19 protein-coding genes and 1 tRNA gene are annotated in these 16,119 nt (G+C 71.3%); 13 read left to right on the top strand and 7 right to left on the bottom strand.

The window, feature by feature from the left end; all coding sequences use genetic code 11:
* Positions 1–96 precede the first annotated feature (96 nt).
* Complete coding sequence (dnaN, locus tag AB0L06_RS11280; RefSeq protein ID WP_500230829.1) at positions 97–1,245, top strand: DNA polymerase III subunit beta; 1,149 nt, start codon at positions 97–99, stop codon at positions 1,243–1,245.
* A gap of 60 nt (positions 1,246–1,305) precedes the next feature.
* Here dnaN and AB0L06_RS11275 read toward each other — a convergent pair whose 3' ends face one another.
* Positions 1,306–2,370, bottom strand: a complete 1,065-nt coding sequence (locus tag AB0L06_RS11275) for a beta propeller repeat protein (protein WP_500230828.1) — start codon at positions 2,368–2,370, stop codon at positions 1,306–1,308.
* Positions 2,371–2,505: 135 nt separating this feature from the next.
* Positions 2,506–3,069, bottom strand: a complete 564-nt coding sequence (locus tag AB0L06_RS11270) for a helix-turn-helix domain-containing protein (protein ID WP_500230827.1) — start codon at positions 3,067–3,069, stop codon at positions 2,506–2,508.
* A gap of 72 nt (positions 3,070–3,141) precedes the next feature.
* On the opposite strand from AB0L06_RS11270, the gene AB0L06_RS11265 reads away from it, so the two are divergent.
* The 5 genes from AB0L06_RS11265 (at position 3,142) to AB0L06_RS11245 (ending at position 6,433) form a co-directional block, all read left to right on the top strand.
* Positions 3,142–3,801, top strand: coding sequence for a B3/B4 domain-containing protein (locus AB0L06_RS11265; protein ID WP_500230826.1), 660 nt, complete (start codon positions 3,142–3,144; stop codon positions 3,799–3,801).
* The gene (locus AB0L06_RS11260; protein ID WP_500230825.1) at positions 3,801–4,664 is read left to right on the top strand and encodes an EamA family transporter; all 864 of its coding nucleotides are present in this window, start codon (positions 3,801–3,803) and stop codon (positions 4,662–4,664) included. Before AB0L06_RS11265 ends, AB0L06_RS11260 begins: the two co-directional genes overlap by 1 nt.
* A 51-nt stretch (positions 4,665–4,715) precedes the next feature.
* Positions 4,716–5,354, top strand: a complete 639-nt coding sequence (locus AB0L06_RS11255; RefSeq protein WP_500230824.1) for a class I SAM-dependent methyltransferase — start codon at positions 4,716–4,718, stop codon at positions 5,352–5,354.
* Between the two features lie 200 nt (positions 5,355–5,554).
* Complete coding sequence (locus AB0L06_RS11250; protein WP_500230823.1) at positions 5,555–5,899, top strand: hypothetical protein; 345 nt, start codon at positions 5,555–5,557, stop codon at positions 5,897–5,899.
* Between the two features lie 240 nt (positions 5,900–6,139).
* Positions 6,140–6,433, top strand: a complete 294-nt coding sequence (locus AB0L06_RS11245) for a hypothetical protein (protein ID WP_500230822.1) — start codon at positions 6,140–6,142, stop codon at positions 6,431–6,433.
* A gap of 142 nt (positions 6,434–6,575) precedes the next feature.
* Here AB0L06_RS11245 and AB0L06_RS11240 read toward each other — a convergent pair.
* From AB0L06_RS11240 to AB0L06_RS11220, 5 genes are all read right to left on the bottom strand, one after another.
* A tRNA-Ser gene (locus AB0L06_RS11240) sits at positions 6,576–6,663 on the bottom strand.
* Between the two features lie 10 nt (positions 6,664–6,673).
* Positions 6,674–7,111: a tRNA adenosine(34) deaminase TadA gene (tadA, locus tag AB0L06_RS11235; protein WP_500230866.1), complete on the bottom strand. Its 438-nt coding sequence runs from the start codon at positions 7,109–7,111 to the stop codon at positions 6,674–6,676.
* Between the two features lie 130 nt (positions 7,112–7,241).
* On the bottom strand, positions 7,242–7,679 hold the full coding sequence (locus tag AB0L06_RS11230) for a tRNA adenosine deaminase-associated protein (RefSeq protein ID WP_500230821.1): 438 nt from the start codon (positions 7,677–7,679) through the stop codon (positions 7,242–7,244).
* 149 nt (positions 7,680–7,828) lie between these two features.
* Positions 7,829–8,314, bottom strand: a complete 486-nt coding sequence (locus tag AB0L06_RS11225; protein WP_500230820.1) for a tRNA adenosine deaminase-associated protein — start codon at positions 8,312–8,314, stop codon at positions 7,829–7,831.
* Between the two features lie 272 nt (positions 8,315–8,586).
* Entirely contained in the window at positions 8,587–8,982 is a 396-nt protein-coding gene (locus AB0L06_RS11220) for a hypothetical protein (RefSeq protein ID WP_500230819.1), read from the bottom strand.
* Positions 8,983–9,638: 656 nt separating this feature from the next.
* Here AB0L06_RS11220 and upp point away from each other — a divergent pair.
* The 7 genes from upp (at position 9,639) to AB0L06_RS11185 (ending at position 16,011) form a co-directional block, all read left to right on the top strand.
* Positions 9,639–10,277, top strand: coding sequence for a uracil phosphoribosyltransferase (upp, locus tag AB0L06_RS11215; RefSeq protein ID WP_500230818.1), 639 nt, complete (start codon positions 9,639–9,641; stop codon positions 10,275–10,277).
* 763 nt (positions 10,278–11,040) lie between these two features.
* Complete coding sequence (locus tag AB0L06_RS11210) at positions 11,041–11,298, top strand: hypothetical protein (protein ID WP_500230817.1); 258 nt, start codon at positions 11,041–11,043, stop codon at positions 11,296–11,298.
* A gap of 170 nt (positions 11,299–11,468) precedes the next feature.
* Complete coding sequence (locus tag AB0L06_RS11205) at positions 11,469–11,627, top strand: hypothetical protein (protein WP_500230816.1); 159 nt, start codon at positions 11,469–11,471, stop codon at positions 11,625–11,627.
* A gap of 8 nt (positions 11,628–11,635) precedes the next feature.
* On the top strand, positions 11,636–12,163 hold the full coding sequence (locus AB0L06_RS11200; protein WP_500230815.1) for a PH domain-containing protein: 528 nt from the start codon (positions 11,636–11,638) through the stop codon (positions 12,161–12,163).
* 346 nt (positions 12,164–12,509) lie between these two features.
* Positions 12,510–13,946 (top strand): helix-turn-helix domain-containing protein, encoded by a 1,437-nt coding sequence (locus AB0L06_RS11195; protein WP_500230814.1) that lies wholly within the window; start codon positions 12,510–12,512, stop codon positions 13,944–13,946.
* Between the two features lie 206 nt (positions 13,947–14,152).
* Complete coding sequence (locus AB0L06_RS11190; RefSeq protein ID WP_500230813.1) at positions 14,153–15,184, top strand: ornithine cyclodeaminase family protein; 1,032 nt, start codon at positions 14,153–14,155, stop codon at positions 15,182–15,184.
* Between the two features lie 110 nt (positions 15,185–15,294).
* Positions 15,295–16,011 carry a FadR/GntR family transcriptional regulator gene (locus tag AB0L06_RS11185; protein WP_500230812.1) on the top strand — a complete coding sequence of 239 codons (717 nt, stop codon included), beginning with the start codon at positions 15,295–15,297 and terminating at the stop codon, positions 16,009–16,011.
* Positions 16,012–16,119 lie beyond the last annotated feature (108 nt).

Raw genomic sequence — 16,119 nt, 5'->3', positions numbered from 1 at the left:
CGTCGGCGATCTGGGTCCCCCGTGGGGGTGAGTTCTGTCAGTGGCGGCCGCTAGGGTTCGGGGCGCCGCCGGATTTCGACCAGCGAAGGGGAGAACATGGAGTTCCGGGTCGATCGTGGGGCTCTCGCCGATGCCGTGGCCTGGGCCGCCCGCACGCTTCCCGCGCGTCCGGCGCAGCCCGTCCTCGCGGGACTGCGCCTGGTCGCGGACGCCGACGGCGGCCTGGAGCTGGCCGGGTTCGACTACGAGGTGTCCGCGCAGGCCAAGGTCGACGCCGACGTCAGCACGCCCGGCCGCGCCCTGGTCCCCGGACGGCTGCTCGCCGAGATCGTCCGCAGTCTGCCCGCGCAGCCGGTCGAGTTCATGACCAAGGACGCCGAGCTGGTGCTGCGCTGCGGCACCGCCGAGTTCGGCCTGCAGACCATGCCCGTCGAGGACTACCCCACCCTCCCCGAGCCGCCCGAACGCGCCGGAACGGTCTCGGGCGAGGCGTTCGCCGCGGCCGTCGCCCAGGTCACCCCGGCCGCCGGACGCGACGACACGCTGCCCATGCTCACCGGCGTCCGGCTCGACCTCGACGGCGACACCATGTGGCTGGCCTGCACCGACCGGTACCGCATCGCCGCCCGCGAACTCACCTGGTCACCGGACACGGCCGATTTCCACGCGGGCGTCGTCGTGCCCGCCCGCACCCTCGCCGACACCGCCAAGGCCATCCGCCCCGGCGCGACGGTGTCGCTGGGCCTGACCGGCAAGGACGACACCCTGATCGGGGTGTCCGGCGGCGACCGCAGCATGACCACCCGCCTGCTCGACGACCAGTACATCGACTACCGCAAGCGGATCACCGGCGAGTGGACGTCGGTGGCCCGCGTCCGCACCGCGACGTTCACGGAGGCGATCAAGCGCGTCGCGCTGGTCACCGAACGCAACACGCCCGTCCGGCTGGCCTTCACCGGCGCCGAGGTCAGCATCCGCGCCGCCTCCGGCGATGCCGCCCGCGCGAACGAGTCGATGTCGGCCCAGCTCGACGGCGACGACATCGACATCGCCTTCAGCCCCCAGTACCTGCTGGACGGCCTCGCCGGCGTCCACACCGAGTACGCACGCCTCGAATGCGCCGGCCAGACCAAGGCCGCCCTGCTCACCGGCATCCCCGACCCGAAGAGCGAGGACGAGCGGCTCGACCTCGACGCCGACACCGGCTTCCGCTACCTGGCCATGCCGGTCCGCCTGACCTCCTGATCTGGCCTGCCCGGCCTCGGCTTGCCTGATCTCGGCCTTCCGACCTGGGTCCCCGGGCCGTCAGGCGTCGTTGGGCCGGGCGGTGACGCTCGTGGAGCCGGACGCGTCGGAGGCGCCCTCGGCGGCACGGGTGCCCGCCAACCAGAAGCCGTCGTCGGGCGCGAACGCCGAGGCCAGCCAGACCGTCGACTCCGGGCTGGGCGTGACGGTCCAGCGGCGGCCGTCGAAATGGGCCGGGCCGCCGTCGCCACCGGCGATCCAGACATCGTCGGAAGCGCGCGCGGAGACGGTGTTCGCCGAGTTCAGAGGGGTTTTGACGCGGGACCAGCGGCGGCCGTCCCAATGCAGGACGCCATGCTGTCCGACGGCCCAGACGTCGTCGGACGCCACGGCTGAGACCCCGGTCAGCGGCCCCTTGGCCGGGCTCGGCACGCGGGTCCAGCCACGGCCGTCGTAGTGGAGGACAAGGCCGTCACGGTCGGCCGACCCGACCGCCCAGACATCGTCCGGGGCGATGGCCGCGACGGCGACGAGCCGTCCGCGCGCGACATCGGGAATGTCGGACGGCTCCCAGGACGTGCCGTCCCAACGGAAGGCCCGCGGGCCGTGCGGAGTGGCGTGCCCCACCGCCCAGGCGCACCCTGACGGCCCGGCCGGGGCGACCGCGTTGAGGACGAGGCCGCGCAGCAGGTCGGGAGCCTCCCAGGACGTCCACGCCGAGCCCGTCCAGTGCCGGATGAGCGCCACGTCGACGCGTTCCAGCCGGTCGTAGGCGCCTCCGACGGCGATCACCGTCTCGCCGTCGTCCGGGCGGGCCGCGGGGGCGGGCACGCGCGTCACGGCTCGCAGGCGCGCACCCAGAAGGGCCGCGGATGCCAGGGACGATTCGGACGGATCCGGAATGACCGTCCAGGATGTGTCGTCCCAGCGCGCCGTGAACGGGTTCTGGCCGACCGATCCCACGACCCAGACCGCCGACGGGCCGGCGGCGATGCCGGAGAGCAGGCACCCGGCGCCGGGAATCGGCAGCGCCCCGACGGGGCCGGGGGAGGACGCGGTTCCGGGGGAGACCGTCATCACCGCGCCGGTCAGTCCGGCGCGGGCTCGGGTCGCGTTCCGGTTCACCGTGTGCAGCCCCTCATGAAGGTGAGAACGACATCCCCGTCGAAGGATCATCAACGGTCCGAGGGTGTCTTGACAAGCGTCCCCCACCTGGTCAACGTGCGAGCCGCTTTGGCCCGTTCCAGCGCATCCCGACGGTTACAAGTCCTGCACCGCGAGGATGAAGCGCACTGTCTCCGAGGTGTCGTTCCCGTAGCCGTGCGCGCGGTCGCCGGGGAAGAGCGCGGCGGATCCGGCGGGGACGGGCTCGGCGTGGCCGTCCACGTACAGCGTGAGCGTGCCGGCTTCGACGTGCACGATCTCCTTCGTGCCCGACTTGTGTGCCTCGCTCTCGCGCAGCTCGCCGGGCCGCAGCTCCCAGCGCCACAGCTCCATCGTCGGACGCGGGTCGGTGCCCGCGAGCAGCGTTCCGGTGCCGCCGGACTCGCCGTGCCACAGCACCGCCTGCCGCGCGGGCGGGAAGAGCCGGATCGGCGGCTCCTCGGCCACCTGCACCAGCCGGACGAGCGGGACCCCGAGCGCGTCCGAGACCCGGATGAGCGTGCTGAGGTTGGGGTTTCCGCGCGCCTGCTCCAGGTTGACCAGCACGCCCTTGCTGACGCCCGCGCGCTCGGCGAGCTCGTCCAGGCTCCAGCCGTGGCCCCCGCGCAGCGTCCGGACGGTCCGCGCGACGGCGCCTCCGACCGCCTCCTGTTCGCTCATCCGCGTCACCCTACCTTCGGTCGATAAAATGGTATACATGGTTCGCTGAAATGACCGGAAGGGGTGCCCGCCATGCTGGACCAGATCGTTGTCGACGCCACGGTACGCGAGCTGCGTCCCGACTTCGCGGTGCTTCTCATGTCCGCGGAAGGCCTGGTCAACGGCCCTTCGGACGCCACGTCCGAGGGTTGGCTGGAGGCCGCCGCGTCCGCCGCCGACCCGTCCGATCCGCATGTCGCGGCCTGGCACGAGGCGTACACGGCGTTCGGCGCCAAACCCAAGCGCACCCGTCCGTCCGTGGACGCCCTGCTCCGCCGCGCCGACGCCCTGCCCGCCATCAACCGCGTCGTGGATGCCTACAACGCCGTCAGCGTCGAATACGCCCTGCCCATCGGTGGCGAGGACATCGACACCTACGAAGGCCCTGCCCGCCTCGTGCGCGCACGCGGGGACGAGCCGTTCGATGTCATCGCCAACGGCGAACCGGCCGTCGAGCACCCGTCCGAGGGCGAAGTCATCTGGCGGGACGACAAGGGCGTGACGTGCCGCCGCTGGAACTGGCGGCAGTGCGTCCGCACGCGCATCACCGAGGACACCAAGAACGCCCTGTTCCTGTTCGAACGCCTCGAGCCGTACCCGCTCGACCGCCTCCGCGCCGCCGGCGACGCCCTCGCCGACCGCCTGCGTGTGATCTCCCCGGACGTCCGGATCGCGACCCGGCTGCTCGACTGATGGTCACACTCCTCGCACTCGGGGCCGCGCTGTCCTACGGCGTCGCCGACTTCCTCGGCGGCGTCGTCACCCGCTACTCCAGCACGTTCAAGGCGCTGTTCTGGTGCGTCCCTGCCGGGCTCGCCGTGCTGTTCGTCTCCGCGCTGCTCACCGGCCGCGTCCCCACGACCACCTCGCTGGCCTGGGGATTCGCGGCCGGGATCGCGGGCGGCGCGGGCCTGATGACCTTCTACAGGGCACTCGCCCGCGGCCCGATGTCGGTCGTCGCGCCCGTCTCAGCGCTCGCGTCCGCGCTCCTGCCGATCGGGGTCGGCGTCGCGCGCGGCGAGCGGCTGGACACGACCGTCCTCTCCGGCGTCCTGCTCTGCCTCGTCGCGATCGCCCTGGTCAGCATGGAGAAATCGGACGGCCCATCCGAAAGGTCCAGCAACCGGTTCGACAACGGACCGCTCATGGCGGTCGCCTCCGGCGTCGGCTTCGGCCTGTTCTTCATCATGGTCAAACAAGCCGGGACGGACGGCGGCCTCTGGCCCCTCGTCGCCGCCCGCGCCGGGAACCTCAGCATCGTCGCGATCGCCCTCGCCGTGGTCCTCGCGCGCGGCGGAGCCCCCGGGGCGCGCGTCTCCGGACGCCGCCTGATCGGCCTGGCGGTCCTCTCCGGGACCCTCGACGCGTCCGCGAACGTCCTGTACTACCTCGCGGCGAACAGCGGCCTGCTCAGCCTCGCGGCCGTCCTGACCTCGCTCTACCCGGCGATCACCGTCCTGCTCGCCCGCATCGCCTTCAGCGAGCGCCTCCGCACCGTCCAGCGCCTGGGCCTGGCCCTGGCCGTGACCGGCGTGACCCTGGTCACCGTCGGCTGATCTCCGCGACGGCCGTCCACCCATGATCGCCTGACCCTAGAGTGGACGGCCGTGCCCGATTCTTCCTCTTACGTCAGCGCCACCGCCGACGCCTACTCCGCGCTCGCCACCGTGTACACCGAGTTCGTCCAGGGCATCCTCGACGACCAGCCACTCGACCGGGCCGTGCTCGCGGCGTTCGCCGATCTCGTCCGTGCGTCCGGCAACACCGATGTCGTCGAGGTCGGCTGCGGCCCCGGCCACATGACCGCCCACCTGCGCGACCTCGGCCTGGCCCCCTTCGGCCTCGACATCGCCCCCGCGATGATCGACATCGCCTGCGCCGCCCACCCCGACCTGCGCTTCGACCTGGCCTCCATGGACGCCGTGGACGCCCCCGACGCCTCGCTCGGCGGCCTCATGTCCTGGTACTCGGCCATCCACACGCCCCCGGCCGAACTCCAGCCCTACCTGGACGAGTTCCACCGTGTCCTCGCCCCGGGCGGCCACCTCCTCCTCGCCTTCTACGAGGCCGAGGGCCCGGACGTCGTCCCCTTCGACCACAAGGTCGCCGCCGCCTACCGCTGGCCCATCGAGACCCTCGCCGCCCGAGCCGTCGCGACCGGCTTCACCGAGGTCGGCCGCGTCCTCCGCGAACCCGCCCCCAACGAGCGCCACCGCCAGGGCCGCGTCTTCCTCCAACGCACTTGATCGCCCTATCCCGGACGTGAAGGATGAGCCGCCGCGCCCGGTACGACCCGAAATCCACCGCGACGTCAACGGCGGACTCGGACGTGCCGGCCGTGGCCGCTCGCCCAGCGGGACCGATCAGAACAACCCAAAGCGGATGTACCGGATTTGGGCGGGGTTGGGTTGGCAGGCCTGTTTATCAACTCTGCTCCGAAACGGTGGTGTGCGCCAGGAAGATCCTGTACGGACGCAACCAGGTCAAGTATTCGAGCGGCGATCCAGAGGGCGTGCTCCGCAAATTGGAGGACGACTGCAAAGAGCTGCCGCTCCTCGTCGAGCAGATCAGGCTCCTGGGAACCAAGGACCTGCAGGTGGCGGCACGTCTGATGCTGCGGCACGCCTATGCCGTCAGGCTCGAGGCCCGGGGTGAGAAGGACCCGAGGGCCGACGAATACTCGAAGAACCCCTACGAACGACTCGTGGACGCGGTCCAGCGATTCCGCATCGAGGCGCGAAAGCAACTGCGCGTGGAATCCCCGGAGGAGATCGCCCCGGAAGAGCCCTAGCCGGAATTGCCGCGGACGACCGTCCAGGTCCGGATCTGGCAGGCGTTCACCGGACGAGGTACCTCAAACTGACGATCCCCCAAGTCCTGCCGGACTGAGCCGGTTTCAGGTCGGCGAGGTCGTGCGGAACAGATGCCCCTTCGGACATCCCGACCCCCGCATCCAATGCGGAAAGTAAGCGCGTGACTACTGTTTGTCGAGATGGGCGCTGGCCCGTCCACCGACATCTCAGGAGTCCCCATGCGACGCATCGCAACCGTGCTCAGCGCACTCGCCATGACCGGAGCGGCCGGCCTCGCCCTGCCGAGCCCCGCCTTCGCCGCCCACGGAACGCTCACCTTCGCCGGAGGGCCGAGGATCGAGAACCCGAGCGGCTGCTACCGGCCCAACATCTGGCCGCTCACCGTCCACAACGACACCGACGGATACGCCCGCGTGTACGTCAACGGCAACTGCTCAGGAAAGCCGATCAAGGTGGTTTCCCCGCACGGCAGCGCGACCGAGGAGTTCGGCGACAGCGTCTACATCCGCTGACCCGCCGCCCGGCTGGACGGGAGAGACCCGCCCTCCACCGCCCAGAAGGACGACTGAGACTGGAACTGAGACCAGAAACGTCTGAGGGCGGCACCCGTAGGTGCCGCCCTCAGACGTTTGGCCAGGTCATAGGCCATCTAGATGGCGGTGGCGGTGGGATTCGAACCCACGGAAGCTTGCACTTCACACGCTTTCGAGGCGTGCGCCCTCGTCCACTAGGCGACGCCACCGCGAAAGAGCCTACCGGACTCTGCGGGATGTGAAGAACTCGATTAGCGGGGCGGCGCACTCGTCGGCCAGGACACCGACGATCACCTCGGGACGGTGGTTCAGGCGGCGGTCGCGGACGACGTCCCAAAGCGAGCCCACCGCGCCCGCCTTCTCGTCGATGGCGCCGTAGACGACGCGGTCCAGACGGGACTGGACGGCCGCGCCGGCGCACATCGTGCACGGTTCCAAGGTCACCACCAGCGTGCAGCCGGACAGCCGCCACGTGCCGAGCGCGGACGCGGCCTCCCGCATCGCGACGATCTCGGCGTGCCCGGTCGGATCACAGGTCCGCTCACGGTCGTTGTGGCCCCGTCCCAGGACGTCCCCGTCCGGACCGAGGACCACGGCGCCCACCGGCACGTCTCCGGCCTGGGCGGCGAGACGTGCCTCGTCCAGCGCGAGGCGCATGCTCGGCTCGTACTCGCGGGCGGCCTCGTCCGTCGCCGGGATGCCGAACTCCACGTCCGCCTCAGCCCCCGTTCGCGCCGCGCGTCGCGGCAAGGCGTCGCCGGTCGGGCCGCGATCGTTCCCGGCGTCGTCAGTCACGGAGCCGGTCGAACTCCTCGCCGAATCCCACCCGCTCGGCGATCGTCAGCAGCGCGTCCCCCGGGAGGCCGCGTTCGCCCAGTTCGGCGAGCTGCCCGCCATCCACACCGAGATCGGTGAGCAGGGACGCGTCGCCGGACGGATCGCCGTCAGGCGCATCCCCGACGAGCGGCTGGAACAGGCCCGCGAGCCGGTCGTCGCGGACGGCCGACACGTACGCGCTCGGCTCGTCCTCGCCGTCCAGCCGGACGATCGCGAACCAGTCGTCCTCCCGCTCGACCAGTAGCACCACCGCGTCCCCATAGGACTCGACGGCGGCCTCGCGCATCTGGTCGGCGACGTCGTCGACGCTCTCGGCCTCGGCGAGAGCGGCCTCGGTTCCCATCCAGCCCTGGGGCGTCCGGGCGAACACGGCGGCGAAGTACGACACCCGTTCATTGTGGACCACGAGCTTCGGCCGGGCACACCCCCGGGCCGTCCAACGCGGGACGGGACCGGTGAGGCCCGGGCAGGACGAGACCGGCGAGGTCCGGGCAGGACGGAACCGGCGAGGGATCAGGCGAGAGACGCGGGGACGGGTCAGGCGACGGCGTCGAGCGCGCGTTCGAAGGCGGCGGCGAAGCCGAGGCGGCCGGCGATGCTGAGCAGCATCTCGTCCGGGTACAGCTCGAGGTCGCCGGAGATCGCGCCGAGCTCCATCTCGTCCAGGCCCAGGTCGGTGAAGATCGACATGTCGCCGACCGGAAGGACCTGGTCCAGCTCCTCGTCCTCGGGGACGGGGATGTCCAGGTACTCCAGGACCTGCTGGGCGAGCGGCCAGTCCACCGAGGCCGTGACGTCGGACAGGAAGACCATGTCCTCGTCGCCGAGGAGCCGGATCGCCACGAAGAAGTCGTCGCCCACCGAGACCAGGCCGATGGTGCCGCCGAGGCTCGGTTGCTGGCGGAGGGCGTGGATCAGCCCTTCCAGATCCTCGGTCAACGCGACCGGGAGGATCTCGGCCTCCCAGCGAGCGTCCTCGCGGTACACCACGACGGCGAAGTCCGCCGCGTCCACATCCGTCATGTCCACCCCACCGGCGCGCGTGTCCCGCGAGAGCTGGAGCACGGACGCGCCCCGGCCATCGCGAACCCCGCCGCCGTGCCGGGCGGGGTGCCACGGCGTCCGGCCGGACACCGCGCCGTCCGAATCTACTCGATCCGGCCCCGCCGGATGTCTCGGATGGCCACCAGGCCCCTACTCCGTGGAGGTTCGAGCGCCCGGCGGGGACGCCAGGACCCCGCCGGGCCTCGAAAATCGCCGGATTGATCAGGGATCGTGCCGCGGTGCGGCGAGGGTCAGCCGAAGAAGCGGAAGGTGCGGTGACGGAGCGCGGCGTGGATCTGCTTTCGCCGCGCCCGGTGCGGAGTGACCCGTTCGCGCAGCTCACGGGCCTCGGCGAGCTCTCGCAGGAACCGAGCGCGACGGCGCAGCCGCTCCCGCGACTCCTCGGGGGTGAGATTCAGCACCCCTGCCTCCTGGGTGCCTGTGGACGCCGGCTCCGACGCGCCGCCGGCCTCCCCGCCGGTCGGACGGGTGGACGAGGGCACGGCGTCGAGGTCGTCCTCGTCCGCGTACTCGTCGGCTGCCGAAGCCGAGCGTGCCCCGTTTCGCCAGAGGACGCGCTTGGTCTCCGAACGTCTCCTGCGCTCGGCGCCGAGTTCCAAATCCAGATGGGCGACTTTCCTGGCCATGACCCCAGGATCACCGATAGCGGACGGTGCACCTGTGTGCCGTGACTCACGACGGGGCGCCGAGGCGCCCCGATCAGGCCCGGCCCCGGCGGGGGAATCCGGCTCGCCTGCCGCTGCCGAAAGGTCCTCCGACCAGGGAATTCTCCCCGCATCGGGAGTCCTGGCGCGGTCTTCGAGGTCGCCGTCCGAACGGGCGCTCGCTTCGGCTCGTGGCCGGGGGGCCGTCTCGGCCTCGGGATGTGGGGGGTGCTGCGCCGGCGCGTTCGCCGCGCCCGCGCTCCGGGGGTTCCGGTCCGTCTCCGGGGGGCGTGTGCGCCCGGTCGCCCGCTTCGGGGGCCGGACACGCCCGGCCGCCTGTTCGCGTGCCGGACGGCCCGACTCGGCGCGCGCCGAGCCTCGATGCGCTCCGACAGGTGCTCCCGGACTCTCCGTGACGGCCGGGCCGTCCACGTTCCAGGTGGTCGCTCCGACACGCACCCGCGGGCTCTCCTCCCCGCCGGGCGGGTCTGGGGCGGGCTCCCGGACGGGCCGGGAGCCACCTCTCGGGCGGACTTCACGATCGCTGTCCATACCGCCATGGTGCCCAGCGGTTCGGCGTCCTATCCGCAGGCCGGGCGCGATCTGATCAGCCATCCGGGGTCGGCTACCGTGAACATATGCAGACCCTTGCCGTCGACCACCCGCTCGTCGCCCACAAGCTGACCACGCTGCGGGACGTGCGCACCGACTCGCCCACCTTCCGCCGTCTGGCGGACGAGCTGGTGACCCTTCTCGCCTACGAGGCGACCCGGGACGTACGGGTGACCGACGTCACCGTCCAGAGCCCGGTGGCCGAGGCCCACGGCGTCCAGCTCGCCAGCCCGAAGCCGCTGGTCGTGCCGATCCTGCGGGCCGGTCTCGGCATGCTGGACGGCATGACGCGCCTGCTGCCCACCGCCGAGGTCGGATTCCTCGGGATGATCCGGGACGAGGGCTCGCTCCAGGCGCAGACCTACGCCACCCGCCTCCCGGACGACCTGTCCGGCCGCCAGTGCTACGTCCTCGACCCGATGCTGGCCACCGGCGGCACCCTCGCCGCCGCCATCAGGCTCCTGCTCGACCGCGGCGCCCGCGACGTCACCGCCCTGTGCCTGCTCGCCGCCCCGGAGGGCCTGAAGCACCTCGAGGAGGCCGTCGGCGACATCGACGCCCCGATCCGCGTCGTGACCGCCGCGATCGACGACCACCTCAACGAGCACGGCTTCATCATCCCCGGCCTCGGCGACGCCGGCGACCGCCTCTACGGCGTCGTCTGACCCGCCCGACCACCCCAGGCCGCCCGCCCGCCGCAACCGGCAGCCACCACCCTCGCCACGACCGGCAGTCAGCGGCTCTCGCCACGCCCGGCCGCCTGACGGGCGTTTCGCGACGAGCGGCAGCCCTCGGCTCTTCGCGACGAGCGGCAGTCTGACCAGCTCTCGCGACGGTCGGGGCTGCTCGGGTCTTCGCGACGACGGGGCTTTGACCGGTTCCTGCCGCGACCGACGGGCTCTGACTCGCCCGCGACCGCCCGAGGCCCGCGCCGCCCCCGCTCCACCATCACCCATACCGGTGGTGCCAAGCGGGGGCGGCCGGCTCTCACCTGGAGACCAGCGCCACCCCAACGGGGCCAACGGCTGGATCGCTGGGCATGGGGCGTGCTGGGTTGGTTCCGTGCCCGCAGAATCCAAGCCTTTCTGCGGCTCCAGGGCATTCCGCGTCCCGCTGTGAGTCCCGCAGTGCGTTCGCTGGTCCGGATGCTCTGCCTCCTCGTGCGTTTGCGCTGCTCGGATGCCCTGTGGGCTTCAAGGGGGCGGTTCGTCGTCGGCGGCATGGAGCCTTGGCTCAGCTGTTCCGTGTGGCTCTTGGTGGTCGTTTCCTCGGGCCTCCCGTGGAGTTGGTGATCTTGGTGGTTCGCTGAATGGTCACCATGGGTAGTAATGGATTAACGGAACGTCGAGGGGCGTTCCTCTCCGCCGCTTCGGCACAACGGGGACGGTTCAGGATCGGGGCGTGGGGAGCGAGCTTGGGGGATGCGTCATGGCTCAGCGTCCGGATTCCGAACCGCCATTCGGTGAGATCGGCGAGCGGCTCGCCCGGGAGTTCTCAGGTGTGCACGACGGACGGATCGTGGAGCGGTGTGTCGCCGCGGCGCGGTTCGGGGCGCTCGAGGTGACCGGCGCGGCGTCGCCGGATTTGGTGGAGCGCGTCGCGCGCAAGCACCTTCAGGTGCTCGCCGTCGTTGCCGCCGAGAAGAAGCGCCGTTCACCGCGCACCTCACTGGGCAACACCCCCTGACCCTTCCGTCTCCGTCGTCCCTCACCCCACAGAACGAACGGGCGCCCTGGAACGTTGGGGTCATGTTCTGGTGACACGGTGGTGGAGGCGTCGCGGGAATGCTTTGCCGGGCCTGGACGCTGTGCGAAACTGACCAAGGGTCTGTGGGACGTCCGTTCAGGGAGGCATGAGTGCCCGCCAAGAAGTACGTCGCCTGGGCAGCCGCCGCGGTCGCGGTGGTCTACCTCGTGCAGCAGCCCGACGGTGCGGCGCGCGCGGTCGCCCGTATCGCGGACGGACTGACCTCCGCCGCGGGTTCCGTGGCCACCTTCCTCGACGCGCTCGGCTGAGGTCACCCATGCGCCTGGTCACTCCCGGGGACTCCGCTCCGGCTTCGGTCAACAAGTACCTGCTCCCGCACGAGTCGCAGGTCATCACGGTTCGGCGCCATCCGGCCGTGCTGATGCTGCCGGTCGGGCTCGTCCTCGGCGGCCTGATCCTCGCCGGGGTCCTCAGCAACACCCTGGCCAGCGACGCCGGCACGGTGATCAGCTGGATCTGGTGGGGCTGGCTGATCCTGCTCGCCTGGTTCGTCTGGCGGGTGGCCGAGTGGTCGGTGGACTACTTCGTGATCACCAACCAGCGGATGCTGCTCACCACCGGCCTGGTCACGCGCAAGGTCGCGATGATGCCGCTGGCGAAGGTCACGGACATGAGCTTCAAGCGCACCGTCGCGGGCCGCATGCTCGGGTACGGCGAGTTCGTCCTGGAGTCGGCCGGTCAGGACCAGGCCCTCTCGGCCGTCCCGTACCTGCCCTACCCGGAGCAGCTGTACCTCGAGGTCTGCGAGATGATCTTCCCCAACAAGAACGCCTCCGACGACTGATCACGCGAGTGTGATCTACGTCACGCGCCGACCCTGGCGGATGCGGCCGGGACCTCGGGCGGGCGGGCCGAAACGCGTTGTGGCGTGCGAATTCTCGCGCGCCGGGAACCGCGATCCCCGTGCTGGACGGTCCGTCGAGGCGGTCGCGGTGAGCTCTCACGGGCGTGGTACGCCTTCCGTGCGCGGCGTCCGTCCAGCATGATCTACTGAGTTGCACCGTTATCACCGCCAAAGCCGTATCTAGGGACGACTGGGACCGCTTCGTTACTCTCGACGTGCGATAACCGACGATGTGCAATTATGTCGGAACCCCAGCCGCCTGTTTACTTCCGCTAAGTGAGTTCTCATGCCGGGTCCAGGCAACGTCGGGGAGCGCGTCCGCAACCTGCGGCTGACCAGACGCTTGTCGCAGGCGCAGCTCGCCGGACACGACCTCTCCGACAGCTATATCTCGTTGATCGAGTCCGGTAAGCGGACTCCCACTCCCACTGTCCTGCGGATGCTGGCCGAGCGTCTCGGCTGCACGCCCGAGTACCTCGCCGAGGGCGTGGAGCCCGAGCAGCGCGCGCACCTGGAGGTCCGGGAGCGCCACGCGCACCTGGCCCTGCTCGCCGGTGATCCGCGCGGCGCCGCGTCCGTCTTCGAGGACGTCATCAAGCGCAGCGACGACCCGGATCTCACCGCGCGGGCGCGTGAGGGACAGGCCCACGCGCTTGAGCGCCTCGGCCGGGTCGATGACGCCATCGCCCTCTTCGAGGAGCTGCGCGAGCAGGCCGAACGCGACCCCGGGCGCACCAGTTGGCTTCCGCCGGTGATCGCGCTGGCCCGCTGCTACCACGCGGTCGGCGACCTCGGCCAGGCCATCGCGCTGGGGGAACGCACCCTCGCGCGCCTGGACGAGCTCGGCCTCACGCGCGGGCACGAGCGGATCGAGGTGGGCCGCATGCTGCTGCTCGCCTATGTGGACCGCTCTGAGTTCGAACGTGCGCACGCGCTCGGACGGACGCTGCTCGCCGCCGAGGAAGCCGGACGCACCGGCGACGGCGACACCCTGAGCGCCTGCTACCAGAAGGCCAGTGTCAGCGCCCTCGACCGGAGCGCGATCGGCGACTCGCTCTACTTCGCCGACCAGGCGCTCTCCGCGCGAGGGGAGGGCACTCGTCCTCGTGCGCTCGCGCGTCTGGACCTCGCCGCCGCGAAGGCCCTGCTCCGTGGCGTCCCGGCGTTCGCCGCCGAGACGCCGGTTCGGGAGGACATGCCGTTGGGCGCGTCCCCCGCCGCCGCGGAGGAGGCGTTGCGTCTGCTGCAGGGGGCCGAGGACCTGGAAGGCGCCGAGGCCACCGAACGCACCGTGGAAACGGCACGCGCGCTGGTGATTCTTGGGCAGCCCGAGCAGGCGATCTCCGGTCTGGAGGAATTCCTCGAGACCGGCATGGTCCTGGCCGCGCCCCACGAGGACGGCCTCAGCACGCTCGGCCCGCCCCCGGACACCGATTTCGTCGCACGCACGCACAAGGTCGCGCAGGCCCGTCTCGTCCTCGCGCGCGCACGAGTGGCGCAGCAGGACCCGAAGGCCGCGCTCGTGGTGCTCCGCGCCGCGTCCACGCAGCTGACCGAGCTCCCGGCAAGCCGCGCGTCCGCCCGTCTGCTCCACGAACTGGGTGATCTCTTCCAGTACGCGGGCGACACCTTCGCCGCCACCACCGCCTACCGCCGGGCGCTCGAGGCCGTGGGCCTTCGTTCCGCCCGTCCCCACACCGCTCCCTGCGACATCGGAGTCTGACCCACCACGACGTTCGCACCCACCCTCAGCCGCTGTTCTGGGGTGGGTGCGAACGTCTTGTGGTGTCCGGCCGCTGTGGCGCGCGAGTGTCCTGCTGAGCTGCTGAAATCCCCCAAGAGGCGGGTCCTGCGCGCCTGGCCCGTCTTCCTGGCCCCTGCTCGGCTGCCGCGCTCCTCGGGCATGCTCCTCGGGCATGCCCGAGGAGCATGAGCGTTCGTCGGCGGCGCGGGAATGTCGGAGGCGGGCGGTACGGTGCCGGCGTGATCGTGCTTTCGCGGGCGGACGTCGAGGAACTGCTGGACATCGGGGCGCTGGTGGACGCCTTGGCACCGGCGATGGCCGATCTATCGGCGGGGAGGGCGGAGGTCCCCGCCCGGACAGTGGCGCCGGTCCCGGAGGCGGACGCGCTGCTGCTCGACATGCCCGGGTACGCGCCGTCCGCGAACCTGCTGATCAGCAAGCTCGTGTCGGTGTTCCCGGGGAACGCGGGGAGCGGCCTGCCGGTACGCCAAGCCGTGGTCGTCGCGTTCGACCCGCGAACGGGCGAACCCGCGGCGTTCATGGACGGGACGTACCTCACGGCAGCCCGGACAGGGGCTTGCGCTGCGCTTTCGGCGCGCTTGCTGGCCCGTCCGGACGCCTCGGTCGCCGCTGTCCTGGGAACGGGGCCTCAGGCGCGAGCGCATGTTCGGGCATTGCCGTTCGCACGCCCACTGAAGGAAATCCGTGTGGCGGGCCGCGATTTCGACCGGTCGCAGGCGTTCGCGGAGGAGGTGTCGGGCGAGGTTCCTGTGCGCGCCGTGGAGTCCTATGAGGAGGCCTGCGACGGCGCGGACATCGTGTGCGGCGCGACCTATGCGGTCGAGCCCGTGATCCGGCGTGCGTGGATCGCTCCAGGCACGCACATCACGTCGGTCGGCTACAACCCGCGCGGGCGTGAGGTGGACGACGCGACCATCGCCGAATCCGCGCTGTTCGTGGAGTCGCGGCGGGCCGCGCTGGAGGCCGTCCCGCCCAACCTCGATCTCGCGGATCCGATCGAGAGGGGAGTGATCAAGGCGGACCATGTCCGGGCTGAACTGGGCGAAGTGATCGAAGGCACACGCCCGGGGCGGAAGGGGCCGGACGAGATCACGCTTTACAAGTCTGTCGGCGTGATTCCGCAGGACATCGCGGCGGTCTCCCTCGTCTTGGCCGCCGCGCGCGCACGAGGCCATGGGGTGGTCGTCCAGCCGTAGACGGCCGGGGCGGGAATGGCGGACCCGGCTCTGGACGTCCTAACATGGAGACATGGGATGATTGGTTCATTGGAGCCAAGCATCCGGTACTACGGCTCGGGAGGAGGAACGTGACACTGCGAACAGCTCGCCGCTCGTCCCTGGTCGAGCAGGTGATCGACCAGCTCAAGGGCGAGATCGTCGCGGGCACGTGGCCGGTCGGCGTCCGAATCCCACCCGAGCCGGTGCTCTCGGAGAGCCTCGGCGTCGGCCGGAACACCGTGCGCGAGGCCGTCCGGGCCCTGACGCACGCCGGGATCCTGGAGAGCCTCCAGGGAGACGGCACGTACGTGCGCGCGACCAGCGAGATGTCCGGCGCCATGCGGCGGCGGCTCGAGCGGGCCGAGCTCGTCGAGACCCTGGAGATCCGTCGCGGCCTGGAGGTGGAGGCGGCCCGGCTCGCCGCCGCCCGGCGCACCCCGGCCGACCTCGCGGCGATCGAACTGGCCCTCGCCCGGCGCGACGCGGCGTGGGCGAACGGCGACACCTCCGAGTTCGTCGAGGCCGACCTCGTCTTCCACACCGCCGTCGTGGAAGCCACCCACAACGGCATGCTGATCGAGCTGTACCGCGACTTCAGCGCCGCCCTGCGGGCGAGCATCGGCGCCGCCGGGGCCGTCGTCGAGCACGTCGACATCCCGCACAGCCCCATCGCCGCGGCCGTCGCCGCAGGCGACGGCGAAGCCGCGGCCTCCGCCGCCCGCCGATGCCTCGACCAGATCATGGACGAGGCGGACGACCACAACACCGACGACGAAGTCGAGCGTTCCGTCCCCGACGTCCCCTGACCTCTGCCCGGCCCCGCCTTCCGCGGCGACCATCACGTGCCGCCTAGACGGCCCGCGCGGGCGCCGACCTGCTCCTTCTCGGACGTGCGTCCCACGTGCGCGTTCACG

Origin of the sequence: Spirillospora sp. NPDC052269, assembly GCF_040679435.1 — a bacterium.
GTDB lineage: Bacteria > Actinomycetota > Actinomycetes > Streptosporangiales > Streptosporangiaceae > Spirillospora.
Note: the sequence above shows the minus strand (reverse complement) of the source record. Positions and strands in the feature narration are given on the sequence as shown.

Excerpts from the sequence above, each read along its gene's own strand:
- dnaN (WP_500230829.1), top strand. The coding sequence starts at position 97 with ATGGAGTTCCGGGTCGATCGTGGGGCTCTCGCCGATGCCGTGGCCTGG.
- AB0L06_RS11270 (WP_500230827.1), bottom strand. The coding sequence starts at position 3,069 with ATGAGCGAACAGGAGGCGGTCGGAGGCGCCGTCGCGCGGACCGTCCGG.
- AB0L06_RS11265 (WP_500230826.1), top strand. The coding sequence starts at position 3,142 with ATGCTGGACCAGATCGTTGTCGACGCCACGGTACGCGAGCTGCGTCCC.
- AB0L06_RS11260 (WP_500230825.1), top strand. The coding sequence starts at position 3,801 with ATGGTCACACTCCTCGCACTCGGGGCCGCGCTGTCCTACGGCGTCGCC.
- AB0L06_RS11245 (WP_500230822.1), top strand. The coding sequence starts at position 6,140 with ATGCGACGCATCGCAACCGTGCTCAGCGCACTCGCCATGACCGGAGCG.
- tadA (WP_500230866.1), bottom strand. The coding sequence starts at position 7,111 with ATGCGCCTCGCGCTGGACGAGGCACGTCTCGCCGCCCAGGCCGGAGAC.
- AB0L06_RS11225 (WP_500230820.1), bottom strand. The coding sequence starts at position 8,314 with ATGACGGATGTGGACGCGGCGGACTTCGCCGTCGTGGTGTACCGCGAG.
- AB0L06_RS11220 (WP_500230819.1), bottom strand. The coding sequence starts at position 8,982 with ATGGCCAGGAAAGTCGCCCATCTGGATTTGGAACTCGGCGCCGAGCGC.
- upp (WP_500230818.1), top strand. The coding sequence starts at position 9,639 with ATGCAGACCCTTGCCGTCGACCACCCGCTCGTCGCCCACAAGCTGACC.
- AB0L06_RS11210 (WP_500230817.1), top strand. The coding sequence starts at position 11,041 with ATGGCTCAGCGTCCGGATTCCGAACCGCCATTCGGTGAGATCGGCGAG.
- AB0L06_RS11200 (WP_500230815.1), top strand. The coding sequence starts at position 11,636 with ATGCGCCTGGTCACTCCCGGGGACTCCGCTCCGGCTTCGGTCAACAAG.
- AB0L06_RS11195 (WP_500230814.1), top strand. The coding sequence starts at position 12,510 with ATGCCGGGTCCAGGCAACGTCGGGGAGCGCGTCCGCAACCTGCGGCTG.
- AB0L06_RS11190 (WP_500230813.1), top strand. The coding sequence starts at position 14,153 with ATGAGCGTTCGTCGGCGGCGCGGGAATGTCGGAGGCGGGCGGTACGGT.